The 22329-nt window shown below is 37.8% G+C and carries 24 protein-coding genes; 18 read left to right on the top strand and 6 right to left on the bottom strand.

The features are described from left to right. Window positions 1–100 precede the first annotated feature (100 nt). The 3 genes from rocD to NOX80_RS17470 all read left to right on the top strand — a co-directional run bounded on the left by rocD (window position 101) and on the right by NOX80_RS17470 (window position 2219). Window positions 101–1345: an ornithine--oxo-acid transaminase gene (gene rocD, locus NOX80_RS17480; RefSeq protein ID WP_256551100.1), complete on the top strand. Its 1245-nt coding sequence runs from the start codon at window positions 101–103 to the stop codon at window positions 1343–1345. 144 nt (window positions 1346–1489) lie between these two features. Further along, the gene (locus tag NOX80_RS17475) at window positions 1490–1672 is read left to right on the top strand and encodes a hypothetical protein (protein ID WP_256551099.1); all 183 of its coding nucleotides are present in this window, start codon (window positions 1490–1492) and stop codon (window positions 1670–1672) included. Further along, window positions 1665–2219: a Smr/MutS family protein gene (locus NOX80_RS17470; RefSeq protein WP_256551098.1), complete on the top strand. Its 555-nt coding sequence runs from the start codon at window positions 1665–1667 to the stop codon at window positions 2217–2219. The genes NOX80_RS17475 and NOX80_RS17470 overlap by 8 nt, the downstream gene beginning before the upstream one ends. Window positions 2220–2279: 60 nt before the next feature. Here the strand turns inward: NOX80_RS17470 and NOX80_RS17465 are convergent, their stop codons facing one another. Then, a complete protein-coding gene (locus tag NOX80_RS17465; RefSeq protein ID WP_256551097.1) occupies window positions 2280–3221 on the bottom strand; it encodes a hypothetical protein in 942 nt (313 codons plus the stop codon). Between the two features lie 122 nt (window positions 3222–3343). Here NOX80_RS17465 and NOX80_RS17460 point away from each other — a divergent pair, with 122 nt between their 5' ends. The 3 genes from NOX80_RS17460 (at window position 3344) to NOX80_RS17450 (ending at window position 7209) form a co-directional block, all read left to right on the top strand. Continuing rightward, the gene (locus NOX80_RS17460) at window positions 3344–5104 is read left to right on the top strand and encodes an MFS transporter (protein ID WP_256551096.1); all 1761 of its coding nucleotides are present in this window, start codon (window positions 3344–3346) and stop codon (window positions 5102–5104) included. Window positions 5105–5179: 75 nt separating this feature from the next. Then, window positions 5180–6082, top strand: coding sequence for an EamA family transporter (locus NOX80_RS17455; RefSeq protein WP_256551095.1), 903 nt, complete (start codon window positions 5180–5182; stop codon window positions 6080–6082). A 2-nt stretch (window positions 6083–6084) separates the two neighbouring features. Beyond that, window positions 6085–7209 (top strand): cysteine desulfurase family protein, encoded by a 1125-nt coding sequence (locus tag NOX80_RS17450; protein ID WP_256551094.1) that lies wholly within the window; start codon window positions 6085–6087, stop codon window positions 7207–7209. A gap of 57 nt (window positions 7210–7266) precedes the next feature. Here the strand turns inward: NOX80_RS17450 and NOX80_RS17445 are convergent, their stop codons facing one another. Beyond that, complete coding sequence (locus NOX80_RS17445) at window positions 7267–7716, bottom strand: GNAT family N-acetyltransferase (protein WP_256551093.1); 450 nt, start codon at window positions 7714–7716, stop codon at window positions 7267–7269. A gap of 1 nt (window position 7717) precedes the next feature. Beyond that, window positions 7718–8386 (bottom strand): ATP-binding cassette domain-containing protein, encoded by a 669-nt coding sequence (locus NOX80_RS17440; RefSeq protein ID WP_256551092.1) that lies wholly within the window; start codon window positions 8384–8386, stop codon window positions 7718–7720. A gap of 474 nt (window positions 8387–8860) precedes the next feature. Between NOX80_RS17440 and nadC the strand changes: the two genes are divergently transcribed. The 4 genes from nadC (at window position 8861) to priA (ending at window position 13690) form a co-directional block, all read left to right on the top strand. Further along, window positions 8861–9718: a carboxylating nicotinate-nucleotide diphosphorylase gene (nadC, locus tag NOX80_RS17435; protein ID WP_256551091.1), complete on the top strand. Its 858-nt coding sequence runs from the start codon at window positions 8861–8863 to the stop codon at window positions 9716–9718. A 54-nt stretch (window positions 9719–9772) separates the two neighbouring features. After that, window positions 9773–10696, top strand: coding sequence for a YihY/virulence factor BrkB family protein (locus NOX80_RS17430; RefSeq protein ID WP_256551090.1), 924 nt, complete (start codon window positions 9773–9775; stop codon window positions 10694–10696). A gap of 22 nt (window positions 10697–10718) precedes the next feature. Then, complete coding sequence (locus NOX80_RS17425) at window positions 10719–11150, top strand: DUF2147 domain-containing protein (RefSeq protein WP_256551089.1); 432 nt, start codon at window positions 10719–10721, stop codon at window positions 11148–11150. A gap of 89 nt (window positions 11151–11239) precedes the next feature. Next, window positions 11240–13690 carry a replication restart helicase PriA gene (gene priA / locus NOX80_RS17420; RefSeq protein WP_256551088.1) on the top strand — a complete coding sequence of 817 codons (2451 nt, stop codon included), beginning with the start codon at window positions 11240–11242 and terminating at the stop codon, window positions 13688–13690. Here priA and NOX80_RS17415 read toward each other — a convergent pair. Then, window positions 13687–14382, bottom strand: a complete 696-nt coding sequence (locus NOX80_RS17415) for a LytR/AlgR family response regulator transcription factor (protein WP_256551087.1) — start codon at window positions 14380–14382, stop codon at window positions 13687–13689. The genes priA and NOX80_RS17415 overlap by 4 nt on opposite strands. A gap of 178 nt (window positions 14383–14560) precedes the next feature. On the opposite strand from NOX80_RS17415, the gene rpsF reads away from it, so the two are divergent. The 6 genes from rpsF (at window position 14561) to NOX80_RS17385 (ending at window position 19180) form a co-directional block, all read left to right on the top strand. Beyond that, window positions 14561–14902, top strand: coding sequence for a 30S ribosomal protein S6 (rpsF, locus tag NOX80_RS17410; protein ID WP_256551086.1), 342 nt, complete (start codon window positions 14561–14563; stop codon window positions 14900–14902). Between the two features lie 5 nt (window positions 14903–14907). Next, on the top strand, window positions 14908–15204 hold the full coding sequence (gene rpsR / locus NOX80_RS17405; RefSeq protein WP_114678073.1) for a 30S ribosomal protein S18: 297 nt from the start codon (window positions 14908–14910) through the stop codon (window positions 15202–15204). Between the two features lie 15 nt (window positions 15205–15219). Continuing rightward, complete coding sequence (rplI, locus tag NOX80_RS17400; protein ID WP_256551085.1) at window positions 15220–15663, top strand: 50S ribosomal protein L9; 444 nt, start codon at window positions 15220–15222, stop codon at window positions 15661–15663. Window positions 15664–15770: 107 nt separating this feature from the next. Then, window positions 15771–16241 (top strand): DUF6495 family protein, encoded by a 471-nt coding sequence (locus NOX80_RS17395; RefSeq protein ID WP_256551084.1) that lies wholly within the window; start codon window positions 15771–15773, stop codon window positions 16239–16241. A gap of 85 nt (window positions 16242–16326) precedes the next feature. Continuing rightward, entirely contained in the window at window positions 16327–18324 is a 1998-nt protein-coding gene (gene ligA / locus NOX80_RS17390; protein WP_256551083.1) for an NAD-dependent DNA ligase LigA, read from the top strand. Between the two features lie 151 nt (window positions 18325–18475). Then, window positions 18476–19180, top strand: a complete 705-nt coding sequence (locus NOX80_RS17385) for a hypothetical protein (RefSeq protein WP_256551082.1) — start codon at window positions 18476–18478, stop codon at window positions 19178–19180. Here NOX80_RS17385 and NOX80_RS17380 read toward each other — a convergent pair. Then, window positions 19151–20068, bottom strand: coding sequence for a metallophosphoesterase (locus NOX80_RS17380; protein ID WP_256551081.1), 918 nt, complete (start codon window positions 20066–20068; stop codon window positions 19151–19153). The two genes, NOX80_RS17385 and NOX80_RS17380, sit on opposite strands and share 30 nt — an antisense overlap. 12 nt (window positions 20069–20080) lie before the next feature. After that, window positions 20081–20863 (bottom strand): 5'-nucleotidase C-terminal domain-containing protein, encoded by a 783-nt coding sequence (locus NOX80_RS17375; protein WP_256551080.1) that lies wholly within the window; start codon window positions 20861–20863, stop codon window positions 20081–20083. 48 nt (window positions 20864–20911) lie between these two features. On the opposite strand from NOX80_RS17375, the gene NOX80_RS17370 reads away from it, so the two are divergent. Both NOX80_RS17370 and dapA read left to right on the top strand, forming a co-directional pair. Continuing rightward, complete coding sequence (locus tag NOX80_RS17370) at window positions 20912–21430, top strand: DUF6913 domain-containing protein (protein ID WP_256551079.1); 519 nt, start codon at window positions 20912–20914, stop codon at window positions 21428–21430. Window positions 21431–21441: 11 nt separating this feature from the next. Next, a complete protein-coding gene (dapA, locus tag NOX80_RS17365; RefSeq protein WP_256551078.1) occupies window positions 21442–22323 on the top strand; it encodes a 4-hydroxy-tetrahydrodipicolinate synthase in 882 nt (293 codons plus the stop codon). Window positions 22324–22329: the final 6 nt, after the last annotated feature.

The following is a 22329-nucleotide window of genomic DNA, read 5'->3' as shown; positions in this document are numbered from 1 at the left end:
TAATTTTCAAATAGAATTAGTAAATTGCACGGCATATACAGGATGATTTCTCTCCTTAAAAGAAGGAATATCAGATCACTAAACCAACTAATATTTTAGCATGTCAGTTTTAGAAAAAATCAGTTCAGCCGAAGCAATTGCTTTGGAAGATAAATACGGAGCACACAATTATCATCCGCTTCCTGTAGTATTAAATAAGGGGGAAGGAGTTTTTGTATGGGATGTGGAAGGTAAAAAGTATTATGACTTTTTATCGGCTTATTCTGCCGTAAATCAAGGACATTGTCATCCGAAAATCGTCAATGCGATGATGGAGCAGGCGCAAACGTTAACTTTGACTTCAAGAGCATTTTATAATGATAAACTTGGAGCTTATGAGAAATTCGTAACGGACTATTTTGGATTTGATAAGGTGTTACCGATGAATACCGGAGCGGAAGCCGTTGAAACCGCATTGAAATTATGCCGCAAATGGGCTTACGAAAAAAGAGGTATCCCGGAAAATCAGGCGCAAATCATCGTTTGTGAAAATAATTTCCACGGAAGAACGACTACAATCATCTCTTTTTCGAATGATGAAAACGCGCGAAAGAATTTCGGGCCGTATACGGAAGGATTTATCCGAATTCCTTATGATGATATCAACGCGCTGGAAAATGCGCTTAAATCGAATAAAAACGTAGCAGGATTCCTTGTTGAACCTATTCAGGGGGAAGCAGGTGTGTATGTGCCGTCTGAAGGGTATTTAGCAAAGGCAAAAGAATTGTGTGAAGCACATAATACACTTTTCATTGCGGATGAGGTTCAAACGGGTATTGCCCGTACCGGAAAACTATTGGCAGTACAACATGAAAATGTAACACCGGACATCCTGATTTTAGGAAAAGCACTTTCTGGCGGGGCTTATCCGGTATCGGCTGTTTTGGCAAATGACGGTGTTATGAATGTGATTAAACCGGGACAACACGGATCTACTTTCGGAGGTAATCCGGTAGCGGCTGCTGTAGCAATTGCAGCTTTGCAAGTTGTAGAAGAAGAACAGTTGGCTGTCAATGCTGAAAAATTAGGGGAACTGTTCCGGGCAAAAATAAACGAGTATATAGCCGGTAGTACGATCTGTACTTTGGTTCGCGGAAAAGGACTTTTAAATGCAATTGTGATCAACGATACGGAAGAAAGTGATACGGCCTGGAACATCTGTTTGGCATTGCGTGACAATGGTCTTTTAGCTAAGCCGACACATGGAAATATCATTCGTTTTGCACCGCCGTTGGTGATGAATGAAGAACAGCTTTTAGATTGTGTTCGTATCATTACAACAACCTTACAGCAGTTCGAGAAGTAAAAAATAATTAGAATATTGTTTGTGAATATTAAGCAGCCTTCGGGCTGCTTTTTTATTTTTAAAAATTGAAAAACCAGGACTGAAAAATGAAAAATAGAACGGAAGCGAAAGTTTATTAAATTTGATCAAAATAAAAAGCAAGTTATGAAGACGATTTATATAGTGTTGTTTTTTGGAATGGGAGCGTGGGCATTATACGAACAGACGCAACCCAATCCGAACATTTGGGTACAGATAGTAGCGGTTGTTATTTTCTTTTACGGGATGATGAAATTGATGGAGAAGGTTCCGGGTAAAAATCAGGAAGAGGAGGAAAGGGATGTTTAGTGTAGGTGATCATGTTGCAGCGTTAGATGAGGATATCAGCGGTGTGGTTAAAGAAGTGAAAAAAGATCAGGTTTTAGTGGAAACTAAGGATGGTTTTTTGATGACATTTTTTGTCAACGAATTAATTAAAATGGATAAATCCAGCAAGTTAGACGTGTTTAATTCAGGAATGACTTTAGATGCCGTTTTGAAAGAGAAAGAGCTGCCTAAAAAGCGCTCTTTTGTAAAAGAAAAGCGTTCCCGAAAGGATGATTTTGTACTGGAAATCGATTTGCATATCGAAAAATTAGTGCCTTCTAAAAGAGGAATGTCGAACTATGATATCCTTACTTTGCAAATGGAAACGGCACAACGACAGATCGAATTTGCATTGAAAAACAGGATTCCGAGAATCGTTTTTATTCACGGAATCGGAGAAGGAATTTTAAAAGCGGAGTTGGATTTTCTACTTGGACGTTATGATAATATCGTCTTTCAGGATGCCGATTATCAGAAATACGGACTGGGCGCAACGGCGGTTTATTTTAAACAGAATCCTAATCGCTAGTCAATAAAAAAGGCCGGATAATTAATCCGGCCTTTTTATTTTATTTAGAATATTGTTATGTTAGTTGGTGATGTAGTCACCGAATGTAAATTCCGGATGCGTGAAGGATTGTGTTCCTTTTTTATACTTGATATTTTGGAATTTGATGTTGTGTTTGTAGCCGATAACTGTAGTGTTTGTCGGGTCAAAAATTTCGGTTGTAACGATGGTAGCAACACCTTCATCGGCAACCCATTCTTCGCTTAAAACAAACGGAGAAGGTGTGGTTGTAGAACAGGCTAATGAAGCCGGAAAATCCACGCTGGTTGTTGTGCTGGTAAACATTCTGTAAGTGGCTTTGGCGGTATCGCCTAAGTTGATCGTTTGCGTTCCGACCTGATTCGGATAGGAACCTGCCGGTAGATCTAACAGTAAAAACTGACCACCGTTTTTTAAGAATATTTTATTGTAGGAACAAGTTTGTATTTCAGCATTCGGAAACGAAAAACTCAGTACGTTATTAGCCGAAGTGTAGGTTCCGAATAAATATTCCGGGAACGAAATAGTAGCAGCATTATTAACGAATTGTACGTTTTTAAATTTGATCAAATGGCTATAAGTGATTCGGGTGGATAACGATGTTGCATCTACAGTCGGAATCATGGTGGTGGTAACCTGCACGGTTCCTCCCGGACTTACATTGTATTCGTCGACTACAGAAGGAGTAGAAGGCGGAATTGTTGCGCAAATGGAACTATTGGTTACAGCACCGGTATACGAACGGTAAATGATATCTGAAGAATTGAGAATAGTATAGGTTTGAACTCCTTCCGTATTTTTAAAATACTCCGGACCGATATTTAAAAGCATCAACTGGTTGCCGCTGGTTTTAAGTAAGATATCGTTGTTGGAACACTTTTGAACGGCGGCAGTGCCAAAGTCAAACGTTTCTACAACAATGTCCCCATCGTCGCAACTATTCAGAAGGAATAAGCATATAAATGCACTAAAAACTTTTTTCATTTGATTATAGAATTTCCAACAAAAGTAACTTTTTTTGTATTTACTCCGGGCGGATCGAATGAAATTCAACTTAATTGCTATATTTGAAACGCATAACTAACCTAAATCAACTTCCTGTACTTATGGATGTATCGTCAACGAAGACAAATTACCCGGCACTGTACACACTAATCAACGTGTTTTTTTTCTGGGGATTTATTGCTGCCGGAAATAGTATTTTTATTCCTTTCTGTAAACATTATTTCGAACTCGACCAATTTCAGTCACAGCTTATCGATTTTGCTTTTTATACGGCCTATTATATGGGAGCTTTGCTGTTGTTTATCTTCGGTACGCTAAAAGGGAGTGATGTTGTCGGTAAATGGGGATACAAGAAAAGTATCGTATACGGTCTTTTGTTTTCTGCATTGGGTGCCGGAGCGATGATCGTGGCCGTGAAAAGTAATGTCTATCTCGGTATGCTGATCGGATTGTTTATTGTGGCTCTGGGGTTTTCGTTACAGCAAACTGCGGCTAACCCGTTTGCGATTTCATTGGGCGATCCGAAAACAGGAGCCAGTAGGGTAAATCTTGGCGGTGGAATTAATTCATTCGGAACGACTATCGGACCGATTATGGTAGGGCTTGCTTTGTTTGGTTCTACAGCATCCGTAACAGACGAACAGATTAAACATCTGGAATTGGATAAAGTGATTTGGCTGTATATTGGCGTTGGTTTGTTATTTCTGGGAGCAGCGGCGATGTTTTATTTTTCGAAAAAAGTACCGGCCGGTGTTTCGGATGAACCGATGGAAAAAGCGGGAAAAGCAATGCGCTTTCTGATTGTAATGACAGTATTGCTGGCGTTGATTTTTACGCAGGTATTTAATAGTTATAAAAGCGAAGCTGCGAAAAAAATTGAAGGACTCGAAATAAAGATTGAAACTTTAAAAAAGAATATCTCGGTTAATGAGGATCATGTGCAGATTGATAATAAAGTAAAAACGATTCAAGCTGAGATTAAAGAACTGAAGAAACCATTGGAAAAGGAGAGGATGTATTGGTTATCCGGTGCATTAGTCGTGATCATCGGCGGATTGTTATTTGTGAAGCAAAGCGCCTTAAAACGAAGTGAAGGTTGGGGTGCCATGCAGTATCCGCAATTGGTTCTGGGAATGTTAGCGATCTTTACCTATGTGGGAGTGGAAGTGGCTATCGGGAGTAATCTTGGTGAGTTGTTAAAACTACCGGAATTCGGCGGATATCAATCTTCTGAAATCGCTCCGTATATTTCGATGTATTGGGGGAGTCTTATGATCGGGCGTTGGGCCGGAGCTATAAGTGTTTTTAATCTGAGTAAAACAAAAAGAATGATAGCCTTAATTGTGGTGCCGTTAATCGCCTTTTTGGTAGTTTTAAGGTTGAATCGCCTGGTTGGACAGGATGTAACGCCGCTTTACTATTATGTAATTTGCGTATTGGCTCAGATCGGAGCCTTTTTCCTGAGTCAGGATAAACCGGCAAGAACGCTGATGGTTTTCGGTTGTTTAGGATTGGCAGCGATGATAACCGGACTTTTAACGGAAGGAATGGTTGCTGTTTATGCTTTCCTTGCCGGTGGATTGGCTTGTAGTATCATGTGGCCGGCTATTTTTAGTCTTTCGTTAATGGGATTAGGAAAATATACAGCACAGGGATCGGCATTTTTAGTAATGATGATTCTGGGTGGTGGTATTATTCCTCCGATTCAAGGAAAACTGGCTGATATAATCGGAATTCACAATTCCTATGTGATTCCGGTGCTGTGTTTCGCTTACCTGACATTCTTCGCTATTATCGTAAAATCGATATTAGCCCGACAAAAAATTGATGTTGATGTTATTGAAGTCAAAAGCGGACATTAATTATAATTAAGAAAAACCTAAAATAGAATTCGGAGCAAGGGAAATCGTTACCTTTGTTCCGAATTTTATTTTCTGATGAAAGCAACAAAATACTACCTGGCTGCTTTTGTAGCCTTTTTGATCTGGGGATTTTTCAGTTTAGGACTAAAACCCATTCATCATTATCCTTCGCTCGATATTTTATTTTACCGCGTTTTTTTGGGCGTTATCCTTATGTCGTTGATCAACGTTTTGTTCCGTGGTCAGATTATCAAAAAAGATATTGCTGCTTTTAAAAATATGCTGCCGAATCACAAACGACAAATTCTGTTTCTGACTTTCGGCGGTGCTTTACTGTTAATGGCAAACTGGTTCTTTTTTATCTATGTGATGAATCATGTGAGTGTCAAAGCGGCTTCGTTTGCTTATATGGTCTGTCCGATATTGACTACGGTTTTTGCCTATTTTATTCTTCGGGAAAAATTGAGTATCTGGCAATGGACGGCTGTAGGAATTAGTGTTTTTAGCTGTGTATTGTTGTCCTATAATCATTTTATGGATATCTTCTATAGTTTGATTGTGGCGGCTACGTATGCCTTATATTTAGTTAGCCAACGAAAGAACAGTGAAATGGATAAGTTCCTGCTGTTAAATGTTCAGTTGTTGATCGCCGGATTATTTATGCTGCCGTTTTATCCGGTGTATAGCGGAGCATTGCCAACGGAAGGTTTGTTTTATATTTGTTTATTCGTAATCGTTGTGTTGTTTACGATAATCCCCTTATTTTTGAATTTGTACGCGCTCAAAGGAGTCAGTTCGGCAACGGTGGGAATCATGATCTATATCAATCCGATCATTAATTTCCTGTTAGCTGTTTTCTATTTTAAAGAACCGGTAACGGGATTGCAGTTATTGGCCTATTCGCTGATCTTGCTTTCAATAGTGGTTTTTAACGAAAAATTACTATTTAAGCGTACTAAAAAACAATTGGAAGTATAATTATGAAAAAAGTATATCTTGATAATGCGGCTACGACTGCTATTCGGCCGGAAGTCGCTCAGGAAATGATGAAAGTACTGACGGAAGAATACGGAAATCCGTCTTCTACGCATAGTTTCGGACGTAGTGCTAAAGTATTATTGGAAACGGCTCGAAAGTCCATAGCAAAGCATTTAAATGCGACTGCGCAGGAGATTATATTCACTTCGTGCGGTACGGAAGCGGATAACTGGATATTGCGATCGGCTGTAAAAGATTTGGGCGTAATCCGTATCATTACATCGAAAGTGGAACATCATGCGGTTTTGCATACGGTTGAAGCACTTCAAAAAGAATATGCTATTCAGGTCGATTATGTAAAGCTAAATGCCGACGGAACGGTCGATTTTACGCATTTAAGCGAACTATTGGATCAGGAATTGAAAACCATAGTGAGTCTGATTCATGTGAATAACGAAACCGGAACAATCCTGGATTTGGAAAGAACCGGACGGATCTGTAAGCAATACGGAGCCTATTTTCATTCGGATACCGTACAGTCAATAGGGAAAATGGAAATGGATTTGCAGGCATTACCGGTTGATTTTATCGTGGCAAGTGCGCATAAATTTCACGGTCCGAAAGGAGTCGGTTTTGCTTTTGTCCGAAAAAATACAGGATTACAACCGTTATTATACGGAGGTGAACAGGAAAAGGGATTGCGTGCCGGAACGGAAGGAATACATCAGATTGTCGGTATGGCAAAAGCGTTGGAATTAGCATATCTGAATTTAGAATCCGAACGCAATCACGTGACATCGTTAAAACAATATTTGACAGATAAACTGAAAACGACATTTCCGGGCGCAATGATTAACGGAGGTGAAAACGGTTTTTATAATATTGTAAATGTATTATTGCCTTTTTCGGATGATAAAACAGCTATGATCTTGTTTCATCTGGATATGAAAGGAATTGCAGTGTCGAGAGGAAGTGCTTGTCAGTCGGGAAGTGTTAAGCCGTCGCATGTATTGGCTGAAATATTATCAGAAGCAGATGTTAAAAAACCGAGCCTGCGGATTTCATTAAGCCACTACAATACAAATGAAGATATCGATTTGTTGCTAACAGCTTTAAAAGCGGTTTAATTTTATACGGAAATAATTGTAAAAGGGATGTTGGATTAATGACATCCCTTTTTGTTTTTATAGCTTACGGAAAATATCCGGCTGGTGGATTTCCATCCATTTTTCCGGACTGGCTATCGGTTGCCATCCGTATTTTTTATATAATTCGTGTGCATCGGCCGTAAGCAAAATCCAACGGCGTAAATTTTGTAATTCCGGATGTGACATGATGGTTTCCATCAGTTGTTTGGATAATCCTTGGCCGCGATAGCTTTCCAGTATAAAAACATCACCCAGATAAGCCATAGTGGAGAAATCGGAAACAACTTTGGCATACCCAATTTGTTGATCATTGTGATAAACTCCGAAACACAAAGCGTTTTCTATGGATTTCTGAATACGTTCTATCGGGATGTCTTTGCTCCAGTACGATTCACCGGATAAATAGCGATGAATAACGTTGATGTCGAGCTTGGATTTGTCGGTGGTAATGGTAAAGGCGTCGAATGTACGGGTGTGGATTTTCATTTTATAACATATTGGATTTTAAATAGCCCATTTCGACCAGTTCCAGTTTGTTTCGGATCGGATAGGCTTGTCCGTTTTTTAACAGATATATTTTAGTCGCTATTTTAAAAATACTTTCATAATGGTGATCGGTAATGATAAAACCTTTTTGGGCTGTCTTTTCTTCAATTTGCCGGTTGATGTCATCGGTTAAAAGCGGCGACAGACTTGAATAAGGTTCATCCAGCAAAACAAAATGAGATTCAAGATGTAAAACCAGTTTCACCTCAAGATAACGCAGTTCTCCGGCTGATAAATCCCGGATTTTTTTACTGCGAATGCTCCGAATAACTGAATCTTCATATAATGAAATGCCGATCGCTGATGGTAAAAATAAGGAAATAGCTTTTTCGACACTAAAATATCCGGGGATAAAATGATTTTGAGGTAAAAAAGCAAACAGGTTCTTTTGTTGGTAAGGTGTTTCGTAAACCGTATTGTTAATCCGGATTGACTTGTTTTCGGCTTCCATTGTACCGAAAAGTATTTTTAGCAAAGTCGATTTGCCGGTACCGTTCCGTCCTAAAATACCGATAATATCATTCGTTTCGCATTTCAGGTAAATATCGGTCAGTAGCGGATCATCACCATAGGATTTGATGATGCTGTCTGCTTCAAGGCAATAGTTCATAGCTCAGGATTTTAATAACAATAGAAAGAATAATATTGAGAATAAAACAGAACATAAAAAGAGTAGTCCGGCTAATACTGTTATTATGGTAAAAATAGTATTCGTTTTTCCGGTAATATTCTTTAAAAAGAAACGCGGCAATAAGCCCGAAAGTACAAAAAGATATAAAAAAGGTACCCAGACTGTAAAACAACCAGATAAAGGAGATAAAGAGGTTTACAGCTAGTGTACTTTTGTAAAATTCAAAGTAGAGTCGTATTTTTTGAGTATGCCACATAACTAAAACTGTTAGCGGTTAATCCTTATAAAGTTACTTAATTTATCGACTCGTATGCTGTAAATTGTGAAAGAATTTTAGGCATAAATTTTTAAATAAATAGGGGATGTTATTGTAGCGTTAATAAAGGTTTAAAGTCAATAGAAATTTTTAAATCTTCAAATGAATCGCTATTTTAGCATCTCAATAGAAAACAGATGATTTCAGAAGCACAATTTCAGCACGAACTGGATTTGATAATCGCCAATGCTATTAGAGAAGATGTAGGAGATGGTGATCATAGTTCGTTAGCCTGTATACCGGAATCGGCTACCGGAAAAGCAAAGTTATTGGTAAAAGACGAAGGAATACTGGCCGGAGTTGAATTTGCCCGTAAGGTATTTCAATATGTAGATCCGGGATTGCAGATGGATGTTTTTATAACAGACGGAACGCCTGTGAAATACGGTGATGTCGCTTTTCATGTTTCCGGAAGTTCGCAATCGATCTTAAAAGCAGAACGATTGGTTTTGAATGCGATGCAACGGATGAGTGCTATTGCAACGAAAACCAAAGTTTTTGTGGATCTTTTGGAAGGAACCGGAACAAAAATATTAGATACCCGAAAAACAACACCCGGAATCAGAACGATCGAAAAATGGGCCGTTAAAATAGCCGGTGGCGAAAATCACCGTTTTGCTTTATATGACATGATTATGCTAAAAGATAATCATATCGATTTTGCAGGCGGAATCACAAAAGCCATCGGAAAGACAAATGATTATCTGAAAACGAATAATCTGGATCTGAAAATTATTGTGGAAGCCAGAAATCTGGAAGAGGTTCGCGAAATTCTTGAAAGCGAAGGCGTATATCGTATACTATTGGATAACTTTGATTATGAGGATACCCGAAAAGCAGTTGAAATGATTAACGGAAAGTGTCTTACGGAATCATCCGGCGGAATCAACGAAGGAACCGTTCGTCACTATGCGGAATGCGGGGTGAACTATGTGTCGTCCGGAGCGTTGACGCATTCGATTTATAATCTGGATCTGAGCCTGAAGGCGATTTAATTTGTATATTACATTAGATAAAAACCAACACAAAACCTAAAACAGCTGCTGTAAGTGTCAAAAGAAATCGAAGATCAAATTGAAAAAATTCCGGTACTAAACAAACTTATGGCTTTTATCAAAACGATAAAAGTGCCGGGTCTGGAAGGCTTGTCCTTGTACGATCTGTTAGAGTTATACGGAATCGGAATTGCAAAAGGGGCTTTCTCTTATCGGGCGGGAGCTATTGCTTTTAGTTTCTTTATGGCGCTTTTCCCGTTTGCTCTTTTTATACTGAACCTGATACCGTATATTCCGTTGGAAGGTTTTCAGGAAGACTTTCTGCGGTTTGTTTCAGATAGTGTGCCGCCTAATACTTACGGTGCTATCGAAGCTATTCTGATGGATATTATGAATAATAGTTACAAAAGCCTCCTTTCTTCGGGATTCTTTTTGTCAATTTTTTTAATGTCTAACGGATTGAATGCTGTTCTGGGCGGATTTGAATCGTCTTATCACATCACGATTACCAGAGGTTATTTCAGGCAATATGCAGTTGCAATTGGTTTGTCTGTTATTTTTTCATTCTTTTTAATCATCACCGTATCAGCGATTGTCGTATCGGAAGTGGTAATTCAGATGCTATCTAACCGATTGTTGTTAGATGATGTCCTTTTTATTCAACTAGCACGATATGCCTTTATCTTGATTATGTTATTTGTATCGGCATCATTCCTGTTTAAATTCGGAACAAGAGAAACCAAGCAGATTCCTTTTTTTAATGCCGGAGCGATTTTTACAACCGTTTTAGTTGTAATCAGTTCGTATGTATTTGGAATCTATGTGGTTCGTTTTGCGCGATATAACGAATTATACGGATCAATTGGTACGCTTCTTGTATTGATGTTCTATATATGGATAAACTGCATGATCCTGTTGTTAGGATTTGAATTAAACGCGACTATTAACAAATTAAAAAGAAAAAATTTATATATTTAACAAAACGAAAAAACTAATAATTATGAAAAAACAACTTTTGACGGTATTCTTTGTTGCATTTTTAGGACTGTTTACAACTCAGGCACAAAGTGTGGTAGGGAAATGGAAAACGGTTGACGATGAAACCGGTGAAGCCAAATCAATTGTGGAAATTACAGAATCCGGAGGAAAAATTTACGGGAAAGTGGTTGAGATTTTAAATCCGGCCAAAAAGAATGCGAAATGTAAAGATTGTACCGGAGAAGATAAAGATAAACCGATTTTAGGATTAACAATTATCAAAGGATTGAAAAAATCCGGGGATGAATATACAGATGGTAAAATCCTGGATCCGAATAAAGGAAAATTATATAAATGTACCGTTAAATTGGACGGTAGCGATAAATTAAATGTTAGAGGTTATGTAGGAATTTCGTTAATCGGAAGAACACAAACCTGGTCAAGAGTAAAATAAGCTTACCTTATATATAATGTAAAAAAACACTTCGTAAAGGAAGTGTTTTTTTATGGTCACCTTTTATCTTTGTATTTTAAAATCAACCAATGTCATATTTTGTAGAAGTTGTCTTACCGTTAGCGCTGGATAAAACCTTTACGTATCAGGTTTCAGAAGCCGAATATACATTCCTTAAAAAAGGAATGCGTGTGGCGGTGCCTTTTGGTAAAAATAAAATTTACACGGCGCTGGCAATTGATTTGCATCAGAATGAACCGCTTTTGTATCAGGCAAAGGAAATTCATCAGATATTAGATGAGGTTCCGGTTGTAAATGAGTACCAGATTGAACATTGGAAATGGGTTGCCGATTATTATATGTGTGCGATCGGAGATGTATTTAAAATGGCACTTCCGTCCGGTTTTTTACTGGAAAGTGAAACGATCATTGCTTCTCCGCAGGATGCTGATGTGAATAGTAAAGCGTTGGAAGATGATGAATTTTTGATCTGGGAGGCGTTGCAGCAACAATCGTCTTTAAAGGTGGAAGATATAATGGCAATTCTGGGGAAAAAGAACGTTTTTCCGGTTTTAAACAGAATGCTTTCTAAAAATGTATTGACATTACAGGAAGAAGTTGTCGAGAAATACAAACCGAAGCAAACGCGTTATATTCGTTTGCAATCGGAGTTTTTGCAACAGGAGCAATTGTCTGAATTAATGGAATTGTTATCCCGTGCTCCTAAGCAAAAGGAATTGGTGTTGCACTATTTTCAATTGCAGGCGGTCGAAAAGAAACCGGTTTCAGTTAAAAAATTAATCGACGCTTCCGGTTCGACAAGTGCTGTCGTTAAATCGTTAATCGATAAAGGGATATTTGAAGCGTATTTTCTGACGGAAGACAGGGTGCGTTTTGAAAAAGCGGAGGATGCCGGCTTTGAATTAAGCGGAGCACAACAAAAAGCCTTGGATGAAATCGGGGAAAGCTTTACTAAACAAACGGTTTCGTTATTACACGGTGTTACGGCTTCCGGAAAAACGGAAGTATACATTAAGTTAATCGAACAATATATCGCGGAAGGCAAACAGGTCTTGTATCTTTTGCCGGAAATTGCACTAACGGTACAGTTGGTTAGTCGGCTAACGGCTTATTTCGGAAACCAGGTAGCGGTTTATCATTCGAAATATACCAATAATGAAAGGATAGAGGTTTGGCAACAGGTATTGCATAGCTCGGAAAAGGCTAAAATTGTAATCGGAGCACGTTCGGCTTTGTTTTTACCGTTTTCCAATCTGGGACTTATTGTGATTGATGAAGAGCACGAGCAAACCTTTAAGCAGTTTGATCCGGCACCGCGTTATCATGCAAGAGATGCGGCTATCGTTCTGGCAGCAGCACATCGGTCTAAAGTGCTTTTGGGATCCGCAACGCCAAGTCTGGAAACCTATTATAATGTACAATCCGGAAAATACGGATTGGTAAATCTGACGGAGCGCTACGGAAAAGTATTGCTGCCGGAAATCTTTTTAGTGGATTTAAAAGATAAGTATAAAAGGAAACGAATGAAAGGGCATTTCAGTGATACGCTGATTGAGGCTATTTCAGAATCATTGGCGTTAAACGAGCAAGTAATTTTGTTTCAAAACAGAAGAGGATATTCCCCTTTTGTAGAATGTATGACATGCGGACATGTACCGCAATGTCCGAGTTGTGATGTAAGTCTTACCTATTATAAGTTTAAAAATCAGCTACGATGCCATTATTGTGGTTATTCCATTGCGAATCCTACGCATTGTCACGCCTGTCAGTCGGTAGATTTGTCGACAAAAGGATTCGGTACGGAGCAGATAGAAATGGAATTACGGGAACTGTTTCCGGAAAAGAATATCGGGCGAATGGATCAGGATACAACGCGAGGTAAGTTTGGTTATGAAAAAATAATCGATGCTTTTCGGGAGCAGGAAATCGATATTTTGGTTGGAACGCAAATGCTGGCTAAAGGATTGCATTTTGATAATGTGACATTAGTTGGAATTATGAATGCCGACAATATGTTGAATCAACCGGATTTTCGTTCGCATGAAAGAGCGTATCAAATGATGATGCAGGTAGCGGGAAGAGCCGGGCGAAGCGAGAAAAAAGGAAAAGTGATGATTCAGACGTATAATCCGTATCATAATATAATTCGTCAGGTTACCGAAAATGATTATATGGGGATGTATAAAGAACAGGTGTATGAACGGCACAATTTTAAATATCCGCCTTTTTACCGATTGATAAAACTGACTTTAAAGCACCGGGACTTCGATAAACTGAAAGAAGGGGCAATGTGGATGTATAATGTATTGACACAATCGTTACAAATTCCGGTATTAGGACCGGAAGAACCGGCAATAAGCAGGATCCGGAATGAATACATCCGGACCATACTGATTAAGATTCCGCAGAAAAACCATTTGGGAAATACTAAAAAAACAATTCGAAAAATAGCGAATAGTTTTGAAGCGATTCCACAATACCGGGCAATAAAAATGATGGTTAATGTCGATAACTATTAGGTGTTTTCGATTGCTTTTACCAGATCCTCCTTTTTGTTCCGGCTTAAAGGGATTTTATTAGTGCCGATTTCAGCAAATTTACTGTTGAATTTGTCGATTTTATCAATGTTTACAATAAAGGATTTGTGAACCCGAATAAATTTGTCGTTCGGAAGTTCGCTTTCAAACGCTTTCATCGTCGATAATACCAAATGATTGTCTTCATCAGTAATTACTTTTACATAATCACCGTAAGCTTCAATCCATTTGATTCTTGAAATATAGATTTTTAGTTTTTTAAGATTGCTCTTAATAAAAATAAACGGACTTTCTTCATCGGAATTCTCTTTTCCGAGTAAGACAAAATTCATCGCTTTTTTAACAGCAACATTAAAGCGCTCCCGTGTAATGGGTTTGTGTAAATAGTCTGTCGCGGCATAATCAAATGCTTTAACGGCGTATTCTGTTTTCGATGTAATGAAAATCACCTGTGGTTTTGCCTTCAGTCCGTCGAGTAAATCGAAACCGTTAATAACCGGCATCTCAATATCCAGGAAAACCAGATCCACGTTTTTGTTGGTAATACAATTCTTAGCTTCAATAGCATTGGAAAATTCGCCGACAAGAGAGAGATTTGGGTTTTCGGATACAAGTTTGGTTATGGTTAAACGCTGAATACTACTATCATCAACTACTATACAGTTTATCTTCATATTCTAATATAAAATCAAATAGGGTTATTTCAGTAATAAAAATAGAAAAACAGATCGGATTGAGCAAGAATACTGAGGATAAAATAGGATTAGGTTCAAAAAAAAGAAAATAGCCTTGTAGATTAAATATAAATCATTATTTTTGCACCCAATTTTATAACAAATAAATTTTATTCTTATGAATCATTATGAAACTGTTTTCATCTTGAATCCCGTTTTATCTGAGCAGCAGGTAAAGGAAACAGTAAGCAAATTTGAAGATTTTCTTACTTCTAAAGGAGCAGAGATGGTAGCGAAAGAGGATTGGGGCTTAAAAAAATTAGCTTACGAAATCCAACACAAGAAAAGTGGTTTTTATCACCTATTCGAATTCAAAGTAGCTGGAGATATCTTAGTTGCATTTGAAACTGAATTCCGTCGTGACGAAAGAGTAATGCGCTTTTTAACTGTAAGTTTAGATAAACATGCAGTAGCGTGGGCTGAAAGAAGAAGAGCAAAATTAAAATCTACAAAAGCTTAATTAGTATGTCAAGTATTGAGCAATCTGCAAAAGGAAAAAAAGACGGGGATATCAGATATCTTACGCCTTTGAATATAGAAACTAACAAAACTAAAAAGTATTGTCGTTTCAAAAAATCCGGAATCAAATATGTTGATTATAAAGATCCGGACTTCTTATTAAAATTCGTTAATGAGCAAGGTAAAATCCTTCCTCGTCGTTTAACAGGAACTTCTTTGAAATACCAAAGAAAAGTATCTGTAGCGGTAAAAAGAGCACGTCATTTAGCATTAATGCCATATGTGGCTGATTTATTAAAATAAAAAAGAGGCGAGATTATGGAACTTATATTAAAACAAGACGTACAGAATTTAGGTTTTAAAGACGATGTAGTATCTGTTAAGCCAGGTTACGGTCGTAACTTTTTAATTCCTCAGGGATTTGCTATTTTAGCAACTCCGTCAGCTAAAAAAGTATTAGCTGAAAACTTAAAACAAAAAGCACACAAAGAAGCTAAAATCGTTGCTGATGCTAGAAGTTTGGCTGAAGCAATCAAAGCTTTAGAGATTAAAATCACAGCTAAAGCTGGTGGTGAAAAATTATTCGGATCAGTTACTAGTGCTGATATCGCTGAAGTTTTAGAGAAAAACGGTCATGCAATCGATAAAAAATTCATCACTTCAGGTATCGTAAAACGTACAGGAAAATACAATGCTTCCGTTCGTTTACACCGTGATGTAATCGTTGAATTAGCATACGAAATTATCGCTGAAAAAGCATAATTTTCGAAAAATAAAGTAAAAGCCTTCTCATTCGGGAAGGCTTTTTTTATACCTTTATCCTGTGTCGCGGACTTGATTTTTCCGGACTGCTCTTTAAAATAAGTACAATGAGATATACCCGATTAACAAAAGAACAACTGGAAGAACTACATCCGGAATTTATTAACTTTCTGGCAACTCAGTCGGTCGATAAAACCGAATGGGATAAAATTAAAACAGAAAACCCGGAAGTGGCCGAACAGGAAATTGATGTTTTCTCGGATTTGATCTGGGAAGGTGTACTGTCTAATGCTAAATACCTGGAACATTACTCAAAGCATCATATCTTCCTGTTTCATTGCAGTGATATTCATATGCAAACCATTGTGATTCATTCGTTAGTAACAGATGTGGATTTTCTGTCGAAAGAAGGTTTGGAATGGTTGAGTGATAACTTGTTCACCGATAATGTTGAAATCCAAAGAGGACAAAAAGTATTTGTTGATGAACGAAACGATGAAATATTCGGCTTGATTAAACAAGGAGCTATTCTTTGTGAAGGTGATTTATACCGACAAATGGAAAATATCCTCGAATAACAGAAATTTAGAATTACCGCCTGTAATTATAGAGAAATTGGTTAAATTAGTTCCTTTAAACTGGTTTTCCCAATTTTTTTATTTTATGGATATTTTACAGACAATTCAGACGCTGAGAGAAGAGTTGAATCAACATAATTATAATTATTATGTTTTGGATAATCCAACCATTTCAGATTATGAATTTGATTTGAAATTGAAAGAGTTACAGGAACTTGAAAGCAAGCATCCGGAATATTTTGATGAAGATTCACCGACACAAAGGGTCGGAGGAACAATAACGAAGAATTTTGAAACGGTGTTTCATGAATACAGAATGTATTCGCTTGATAACTCATATTCCAAAGAAGATTTATTAGATTGGGAAAAAAGAGCCCAGAAAATATTGGGCGATGTGGCATTGGAGTATACCTGTGAGTTAAAATACGATGGTGCTTCCATTACGATTTCTTATGAAAACGGAAAGTTAAAACGAGCAGTAACTCGGGGAGATGGTTTTCAAGGGGATGATGTGACTAATAATATCAAAACAATTAAAGCCGTTCCGATTAGTTTGAAAGGCGATTTTCCGCCAAAGTTCGACATTCGGGGTGAAATTATTTTACCTTTTGCCGGCTTTGAAAAAATGAATCAGGAGTTGATCGAAATCGGTGAAACACCGTATTCAAATCCGAGAAATACAGCTTCCGGAAGCTTAAAACTACAAGATAGCGCGGAAGTCGCTAAAAGACCGTTGGATTGTTTGTTATATGCAATAGTGGGGCAACAACTACCGTTTCAGTCGCAGTTTGAAGGTTTGGAAAAAGCGAGAAACTGGGGTTTTAAAGTACCCAAACAGGCACATCTGGCCCGGAATATGGAGGAGGTTTTTGAATTTATTGATCATTGGGATGTGCACCGTCATGAGTTACCCTATGAAACCGATGGTGTCGTGATAAAAGTAAATAGCCTGCAATACCAGGATGAATTGGGGTATACTGCTAAATCACCACGTTGGGCGATTGCTTATAAATTTAAAGCAGAGCAGGTGTCGACTCGTTTACTGTCGATTGCTTATCAGGTCGGACGAACCGGAGCGATTACGCCCGTAGCAAATTTGGAACCGGTTCAATTAGCCGGAACAATTGTAAAACGAGCTTCCTTACATAACGCTGATCAGATTGAAAAACTGGATATCCGTATCGGCGACACGGTTTTTGTGGAAAAAGGAGGTGAAATTATTCCGAAAATTATTGCTGTTGATCTCGAAAACAGACAGGAAGATTCTCAAAAAACGGTTTATATAACGCATTGTCCGGAATGTCAGACCGAATTGGTTCGAAAAGAAGGTGAAGCGCAACATTATTGTCCGAATTTCTACGGATGTCCGCCGCAGATTATCGGACGTATTCAACATTATATTTCGCGTAAAGCAATGGATATTGAAGGTTTAGGTGGTGAAACCGTTGCTTTGCTATATAATAACGGACTGGTTCTGGATTATGCCGATTTGTATGAACTGAAAAAAGAACAGGTAGTTCCGTTGGAAAGAATGGCGGAAAAATCAGCAGACAATCTGATAAAAGGAATTGAAAAATCGAAAGAAATACCGTTTGAACGCGTGTTGTTTGCGCTTGGTATCCGCTATGTAGGGGAAACGGTTGCTAAAAAACTGGCGAAACATTATAAAACGATTGATGCTATTGCGCAGGCGAATTTGACAGATTTGGTATTGGTTGATGAAATCGGAGAAAAAATTGCACAAAGTGTTGTTGAATTCTTTGCCAATGATTCGAATAAAGTTATTATCGAACGGCTGAAAACTTTTGGTGTGCAACTTGAGATGGGAGCACATCATGATACGGCTGTGTCTGATTTGTTATCCGGAAAAACCTTTGTCGTATCCGGTGTTTTTGAGAAATTTTCGAGAGATGATTTAAAAAAAGCAATTGAAGATAACGGAGGAAAGCTAGGAAGTTCAATTTCTAAAAAAACGGATTATGTTGTAGCGGGTGCCAATATGGGACCGTCGAAATTAGAAAAAGCCAGTCAGTTAAATATTCCGATTATTTCAGAAGATGATTTTCTGATAATGATTCAGTAAGGAATAGCTATCGATCGGAAAGCGGGTGGAATTAACGTTTATTTTTGAAGTAAATCGATAGAATCTGCTTTTCCCTGAGTTTTTATGATATCTAAGGTTATCCTATTGTACCTTGCGGCAAAAATGCTTCTGTTTTAATATGTTATACCTTATGGAGCCAAAAGTAAAAGAGGGGATAAACGGAATTTTAATCTTGTTTTATTTTCTGGTTGGCGGAATTGCAGTGATCAGTGAATATTTAGAGGATCATTTTCTGACTTATATTTCAAAGCCTTTCCTGATGCCGGTATTGTTTTTTCTGTATTACCTGAATTCCGGTAAACGGAATAATGTTTTTATACTGGCACTTTTTTTTAACTGGATCGCTAATATTGCTTTTGTGGCCGCTACAAAAGATACGGTGTATTTCGGATCACTGTTCTTTTTGCTTTATCGGATAGCAGTGGTTTATACTTTGGTCGAACGAATCACATTTCCTAAAATGATGCCCTTTCTGATCGGGTGTATACCGTTTTTCTTTATATATATTACAGTAGCAAATTTAGTAAATGCAGAAATTGAAAATGGAGTTTACCTGTTTTGGGTTAACGGGGTTTTTATGATTTTTCTGGGAGGGTTTACATTAGCCAATTATATTTTAAATAACAATAAGGTAAATACCCTTTTATTGATAAGTACCTTATTGTTTACTTTTATCCAGTTTATTGTTACAATCAATTTGTATTATCTTACAATATTGATATTCAGACCGATTTCACTGGCTATGTTTGTTGTGGCGCAATACTTGCTTTATAAAGCGATATTGAGCATGGATCATAAAAGGATGTTATACAACAATACTTTTTCCGGAGTGTGATTTTGTTTTGTCGGCATCGAAATAAAAGTCAATACGCCCCAGATTAATGCCATAGCAACCCACTTGATTGATTAAAACTTCTTTTCCGTCCCGGTTTTTTTCGATTACCGGTTTGGTTAAGAATGTATGGGTATGTCCTCCAATGATCAAATCGATATCTTTGGTTCTTCGGGCTAGAAGAACATCACAAATACGTTCCGGCTCGTTGTTGTATTTAAATCCGATATGCGATAAACAGATAACCAAATCACATTTTTGTTCGTGTTTCAGAATACGGGTCATTTCGTTTGCGGTTTCCACCGGATCGTTATAAACGGTTTCTTTGTAAAGCTTTTTGTCAACTAATCCCTGAAGCTCGACTCCTAAACCGAAAACACCTATTTTGATGCCGTCTTTTACAAATATTTTATACGGTTTTACAATTCCGTCCAATACCGTGTTTTTAAAATCGTAATTGGCTGAAACAAAATCAAATTTAGCATGCGGTAATTGCGCATAAAAACCATCGATTCCGTTGTCAAAATCGTGATTTCCCATAGTGGCTAAATCGTATTGCAGCATACTCATCAGTTTGAATTCCAATTCACCTCCGTAATAATTAAAATAAGGAGTTCCCTGGAAAATATCACCGGCATCCAAAAGCAGTACATTCGGATTCTCTTTTCGGATTTCCTGGATCAGACTGGCACGACGCGCAACGCCACCCATATTCGGGTTTTTCGGATCAGTTGCAGGAAACGGATCAATATGACTGTGAACGTCGTTAGTATGCAGAATGGTTAATTTTTTGATATCCGGTGCATTGGTAAAACTACTCAATGAAAGGCCGCCTACTGTAACTAAAGCTGAACTGGCTAATGTACCTTTTAAAAATTCTCTTCTTTTCATCTTCTTAATCTTTTATTCCAGGATAATTCGTTCGGTTGTTATAACAGGGATAGTGTCGACTTTTTTGAAATAGTCAATCAATAAATTCCGAAGTTTATAATCCATGTCGTAGGATTTAATTCCTTTTTTAAAGAAATTCATACTATCACCGCCATTGGAAAGATAATCGGAAGTAGCTACATTGTAAATCTGGTTTTCCTGAACGGGTTTTCCGTTAGCACTTAACGATTTAATGTTTAAATTGTCTTTGTCGGCCACAATTTTTAAACCGGATAACGGATGTGGTTTTTTCTCTTTTAGGATGTATTCTGCCATTTCCCGAATCTGAGCGCCTTTTAATTCAACAATGATCAAACTGTTTTCAAACGGCATGATTTCGTAAGCGGTACGGGTGGTAACATCTCCTTTCGGTAAAATAGCACGGATTCCGCCGTGATTTAGTAAGCAGATGTCGATGTTCTTTTTCTCGCGGGATTGAAAAAGCGGATTGCCCATTTCAATTGTAGCATCGGCCAAAAGATTTCCGATAGTAGTTTGCCAGGTGCCTTTGCTCTTGTCTAAAGTTTCAGGCGCGTAAGCTAATACATGATCCAGATCTTTGTTGATGTGGTCGCGGTAAGGGGCTACATAATCTTCGATAGATTTAACATCCGGGTACGCATTTGTGACACCGATTTGTTTTCCTTCAATTTTGGTGTTTGTGTACTTTTGAGTGGTACAGGAAACGGATAAAAAAATACCCGAGAGGGCAATAATTGAAGTTAAAATACGGTTATACTTTCTTAATTTTGTCATTTGTTATAATCCTTATTTAATTAACTTTGTATTCCAAGTAAAAGTACTATGTTTTTAAAAACAATAAAGGATTTTTCCCTAAAAAAAATCATTAAAAAAAGATTACCTAACTATAAACTTACCGCTACAGCAGAGAAAATTCAAACAATTGGTTTGTTGTTAGATGAGAGTTATTTTTCGGCGCAGGACAATCTGATTAACGAATTGATCGCACAGGGAATTCCGGAAAAAAACATCAAAATTTTAATTTATAAAGATACGATCAAGAAAAAAGAGGTATTTGATTACCCGTTTTTTAGTAGAAAAGATATCACAATGAGTGGAGAATTGGCTAAAAAAGAGGTTGCCGATTTTTGTGAAACGCCTTTCGATATGCTGATCGGATATTATGATGTGGAAAAAGCACCGCTGATGTGGGTGACAATGTTGTCAAAAGCCCGTTTTAAAGTCGGATTTTCTACGGCAGATAAAAGATTGTACCATTTTATGATTGCTACAGTCGCTGAAAAGTATCAGGAATTTGTATCGGAATTGTTCCGCTATCTGAAAATTTTAAATAAAATATAATCTAAATAACCATGCAGTCATTAATCGGAACCGGTGTTGCACTTGTTACACCATTTAAAAAAGACTTTTCGGTAGATACCGAAGCATTATCAAGAATTGTAAACCACGTTGTGGAAGGCGGTGTGGAATATTTGGTCGTGTTGGGAACAACAGGTGAATCAGCAACATTGAGCCAGGATGAAAAAGAACTGGTGATTCAAACTGTTATTGATGCTAATAAAGGACGTTTGCCTTTAGTATTAGGTGTAGGTGGAAATAATACGCATAAAGTAACTGAAGAGTTGAAAACACGTGATTTGTCAGCATTTCAGGCGATTCTTTCCGTATCGCCGTATTATAATAAACCGACTCAGGAAGGAATTTATCAGCATTTTAAAGCGGTGGCAGAAGCTTCTCCGATACCGGTTATTCTATATAACGTTCCGGGAAGAACAGCGAGTAATATGTTGCCGTCAACGGTAATCCGACTGGCGAATGATTTTAAAAATATTATCGGAATTAAAGAAGCTGCCGGTGATATCGTTCAGGCAATGAAATTGATTCAGCATAAACCGGAAGGATTTTTAGTTATTTCCGGAGATGATATGGTGACATTACCAATGGTTCTGGCCGGTGGTTCCGGAGTGATTTCGGTGATAGGAGAAGGGTTCCCGAAAGAATTTTCAGAAATGGTTCGTTTAGGATTGCAACGTAAGGTAGATGAAGCTTATCGTTTACATTACTTGTTGGCTGACAGTATTGATATGATTTTTGAGCAGGGTAATCCGGCCGGAATCAAAGCCGTGTTTAAATCACTGGGATTGTCGGAAGATACAGTGCGTTTGCCATTGGTAAATGTTAACGAAGATTTAGCAAAACGCATTGATGAATTTGTAAAGAAAATAGTAAATTAGCTTTTC

The sequence above is a fragment of the Flavobacterium cerinum genome (genome assembly GCF_024496085.1).
In the GTDB taxonomy this organism is placed as follows: domain Bacteria; phylum Bacteroidota; class Bacteroidia; order Flavobacteriales; family Flavobacteriaceae; genus Flavobacterium; species Flavobacterium cerinum_A.
This window is presented reverse-complemented; position numbering and strand designations above follow the sequence as displayed.

Bases quoted from the DNA above. Each gene is read 5' to 3' on its own strand.
- rocD (WP_256551100.1), top strand. From the start codon at position 101: ATGTCAGTTTTAGAAAAAATCAGTTCAGCCGAAGCAATTGCTTTGGAA.
- NOX80_RS17475 (WP_256551099.1), top strand. From the start codon at position 1,490: ATGAAGACGATTTATATAGTGTTGTTTTTTGGAATGGGAGCGTGGGCA.
- NOX80_RS17470 (WP_256551098.1), top strand. From the start codon at position 1,665: ATGTTTAGTGTAGGTGATCATGTTGCAGCGTTAGATGAGGATATCAGC.
- NOX80_RS17465 (WP_256551097.1), bottom strand. From the start codon at position 3,221: ATGAAAAAAGTTTTTAGTGCATTTATATGCTTATTCCTTCTGAATAGT.
- NOX80_RS17460 (WP_256551096.1), top strand. From the start codon at position 3,344: ATGGATGTATCGTCAACGAAGACAAATTACCCGGCACTGTACACACTA.
- NOX80_RS17455 (WP_256551095.1), top strand. From the start codon at position 5,180: ATGAAAGCAACAAAATACTACCTGGCTGCTTTTGTAGCCTTTTTGATC.
- NOX80_RS17450 (WP_256551094.1), top strand. From the start codon at position 6,085: ATGAAAAAAGTATATCTTGATAATGCGGCTACGACTGCTATTCGGCCG.
- NOX80_RS17445 (WP_256551093.1), bottom strand. From the start codon at position 7,716: ATGAAAATCCACACCCGTACATTCGACGCCTTTACCATTACCACCGAC.
- NOX80_RS17440 (WP_256551092.1), bottom strand. From the start codon at position 8,386: ATGAACTATTGCCTTGAAGCAGACAGCATCATCAAATCCTATGGTGAT.
- nadC (WP_256551091.1), top strand. From the start codon at position 8,861: ATGATTTCAGAAGCACAATTTCAGCACGAACTGGATTTGATAATCGCC.
- NOX80_RS17425 (WP_256551089.1), top strand. From the start codon at position 10,719: ATGAAAAAACAACTTTTGACGGTATTCTTTGTTGCATTTTTAGGACTG.
- priA (WP_256551088.1), top strand. From the start codon at position 11,240: ATGTCATATTTTGTAGAAGTTGTCTTACCGTTAGCGCTGGATAAAACC.
- NOX80_RS17415 (WP_256551087.1), bottom strand. From the start codon at position 14,382: ATGAAGATAAACTGTATAGTAGTTGATGATAGTAGTATTCAGCGTTTA.
- rpsF (WP_256551086.1), top strand. From the start codon at position 14,561: ATGAATCATTATGAAACTGTTTTCATCTTGAATCCCGTTTTATCTGAG.
- rpsR (WP_114678073.1), top strand. From the start codon at position 14,908: ATGTCAAGTATTGAGCAATCTGCAAAAGGAAAAAAAGACGGGGATATC.
- rplI (WP_256551085.1), top strand. From the start codon at position 15,220: ATGGAACTTATATTAAAACAAGACGTACAGAATTTAGGTTTTAAAGAC.
- NOX80_RS17395 (WP_256551084.1), top strand. From the start codon at position 15,771: ATGAGATATACCCGATTAACAAAAGAACAACTGGAAGAACTACATCCG.
- ligA (WP_256551083.1), top strand. From the start codon at position 16,327: ATGGATATTTTACAGACAATTCAGACGCTGAGAGAAGAGTTGAATCAA.
- NOX80_RS17385 (WP_256551082.1), top strand. From the start codon at position 18,476: ATGGAGCCAAAAGTAAAAGAGGGGATAAACGGAATTTTAATCTTGTTT.
- NOX80_RS17380 (WP_256551081.1), bottom strand. From the start codon at position 20,068: ATGAAAAGAAGAGAATTTTTAAAAGGTACATTAGCCAGTTCAGCTTTA.
- NOX80_RS17375 (WP_256551080.1), bottom strand. From the start codon at position 20,863: ATGACAAAATTAAGAAAGTATAACCGTATTTTAACTTCAATTATTGCC.
- NOX80_RS17370 (WP_256551079.1), top strand. From the start codon at position 20,912: ATGTTTTTAAAAACAATAAAGGATTTTTCCCTAAAAAAAATCATTAAA.
- dapA (WP_256551078.1), top strand. From the start codon at position 21,442: ATGCAGTCATTAATCGGAACCGGTGTTGCACTTGTTACACCATTTAAA.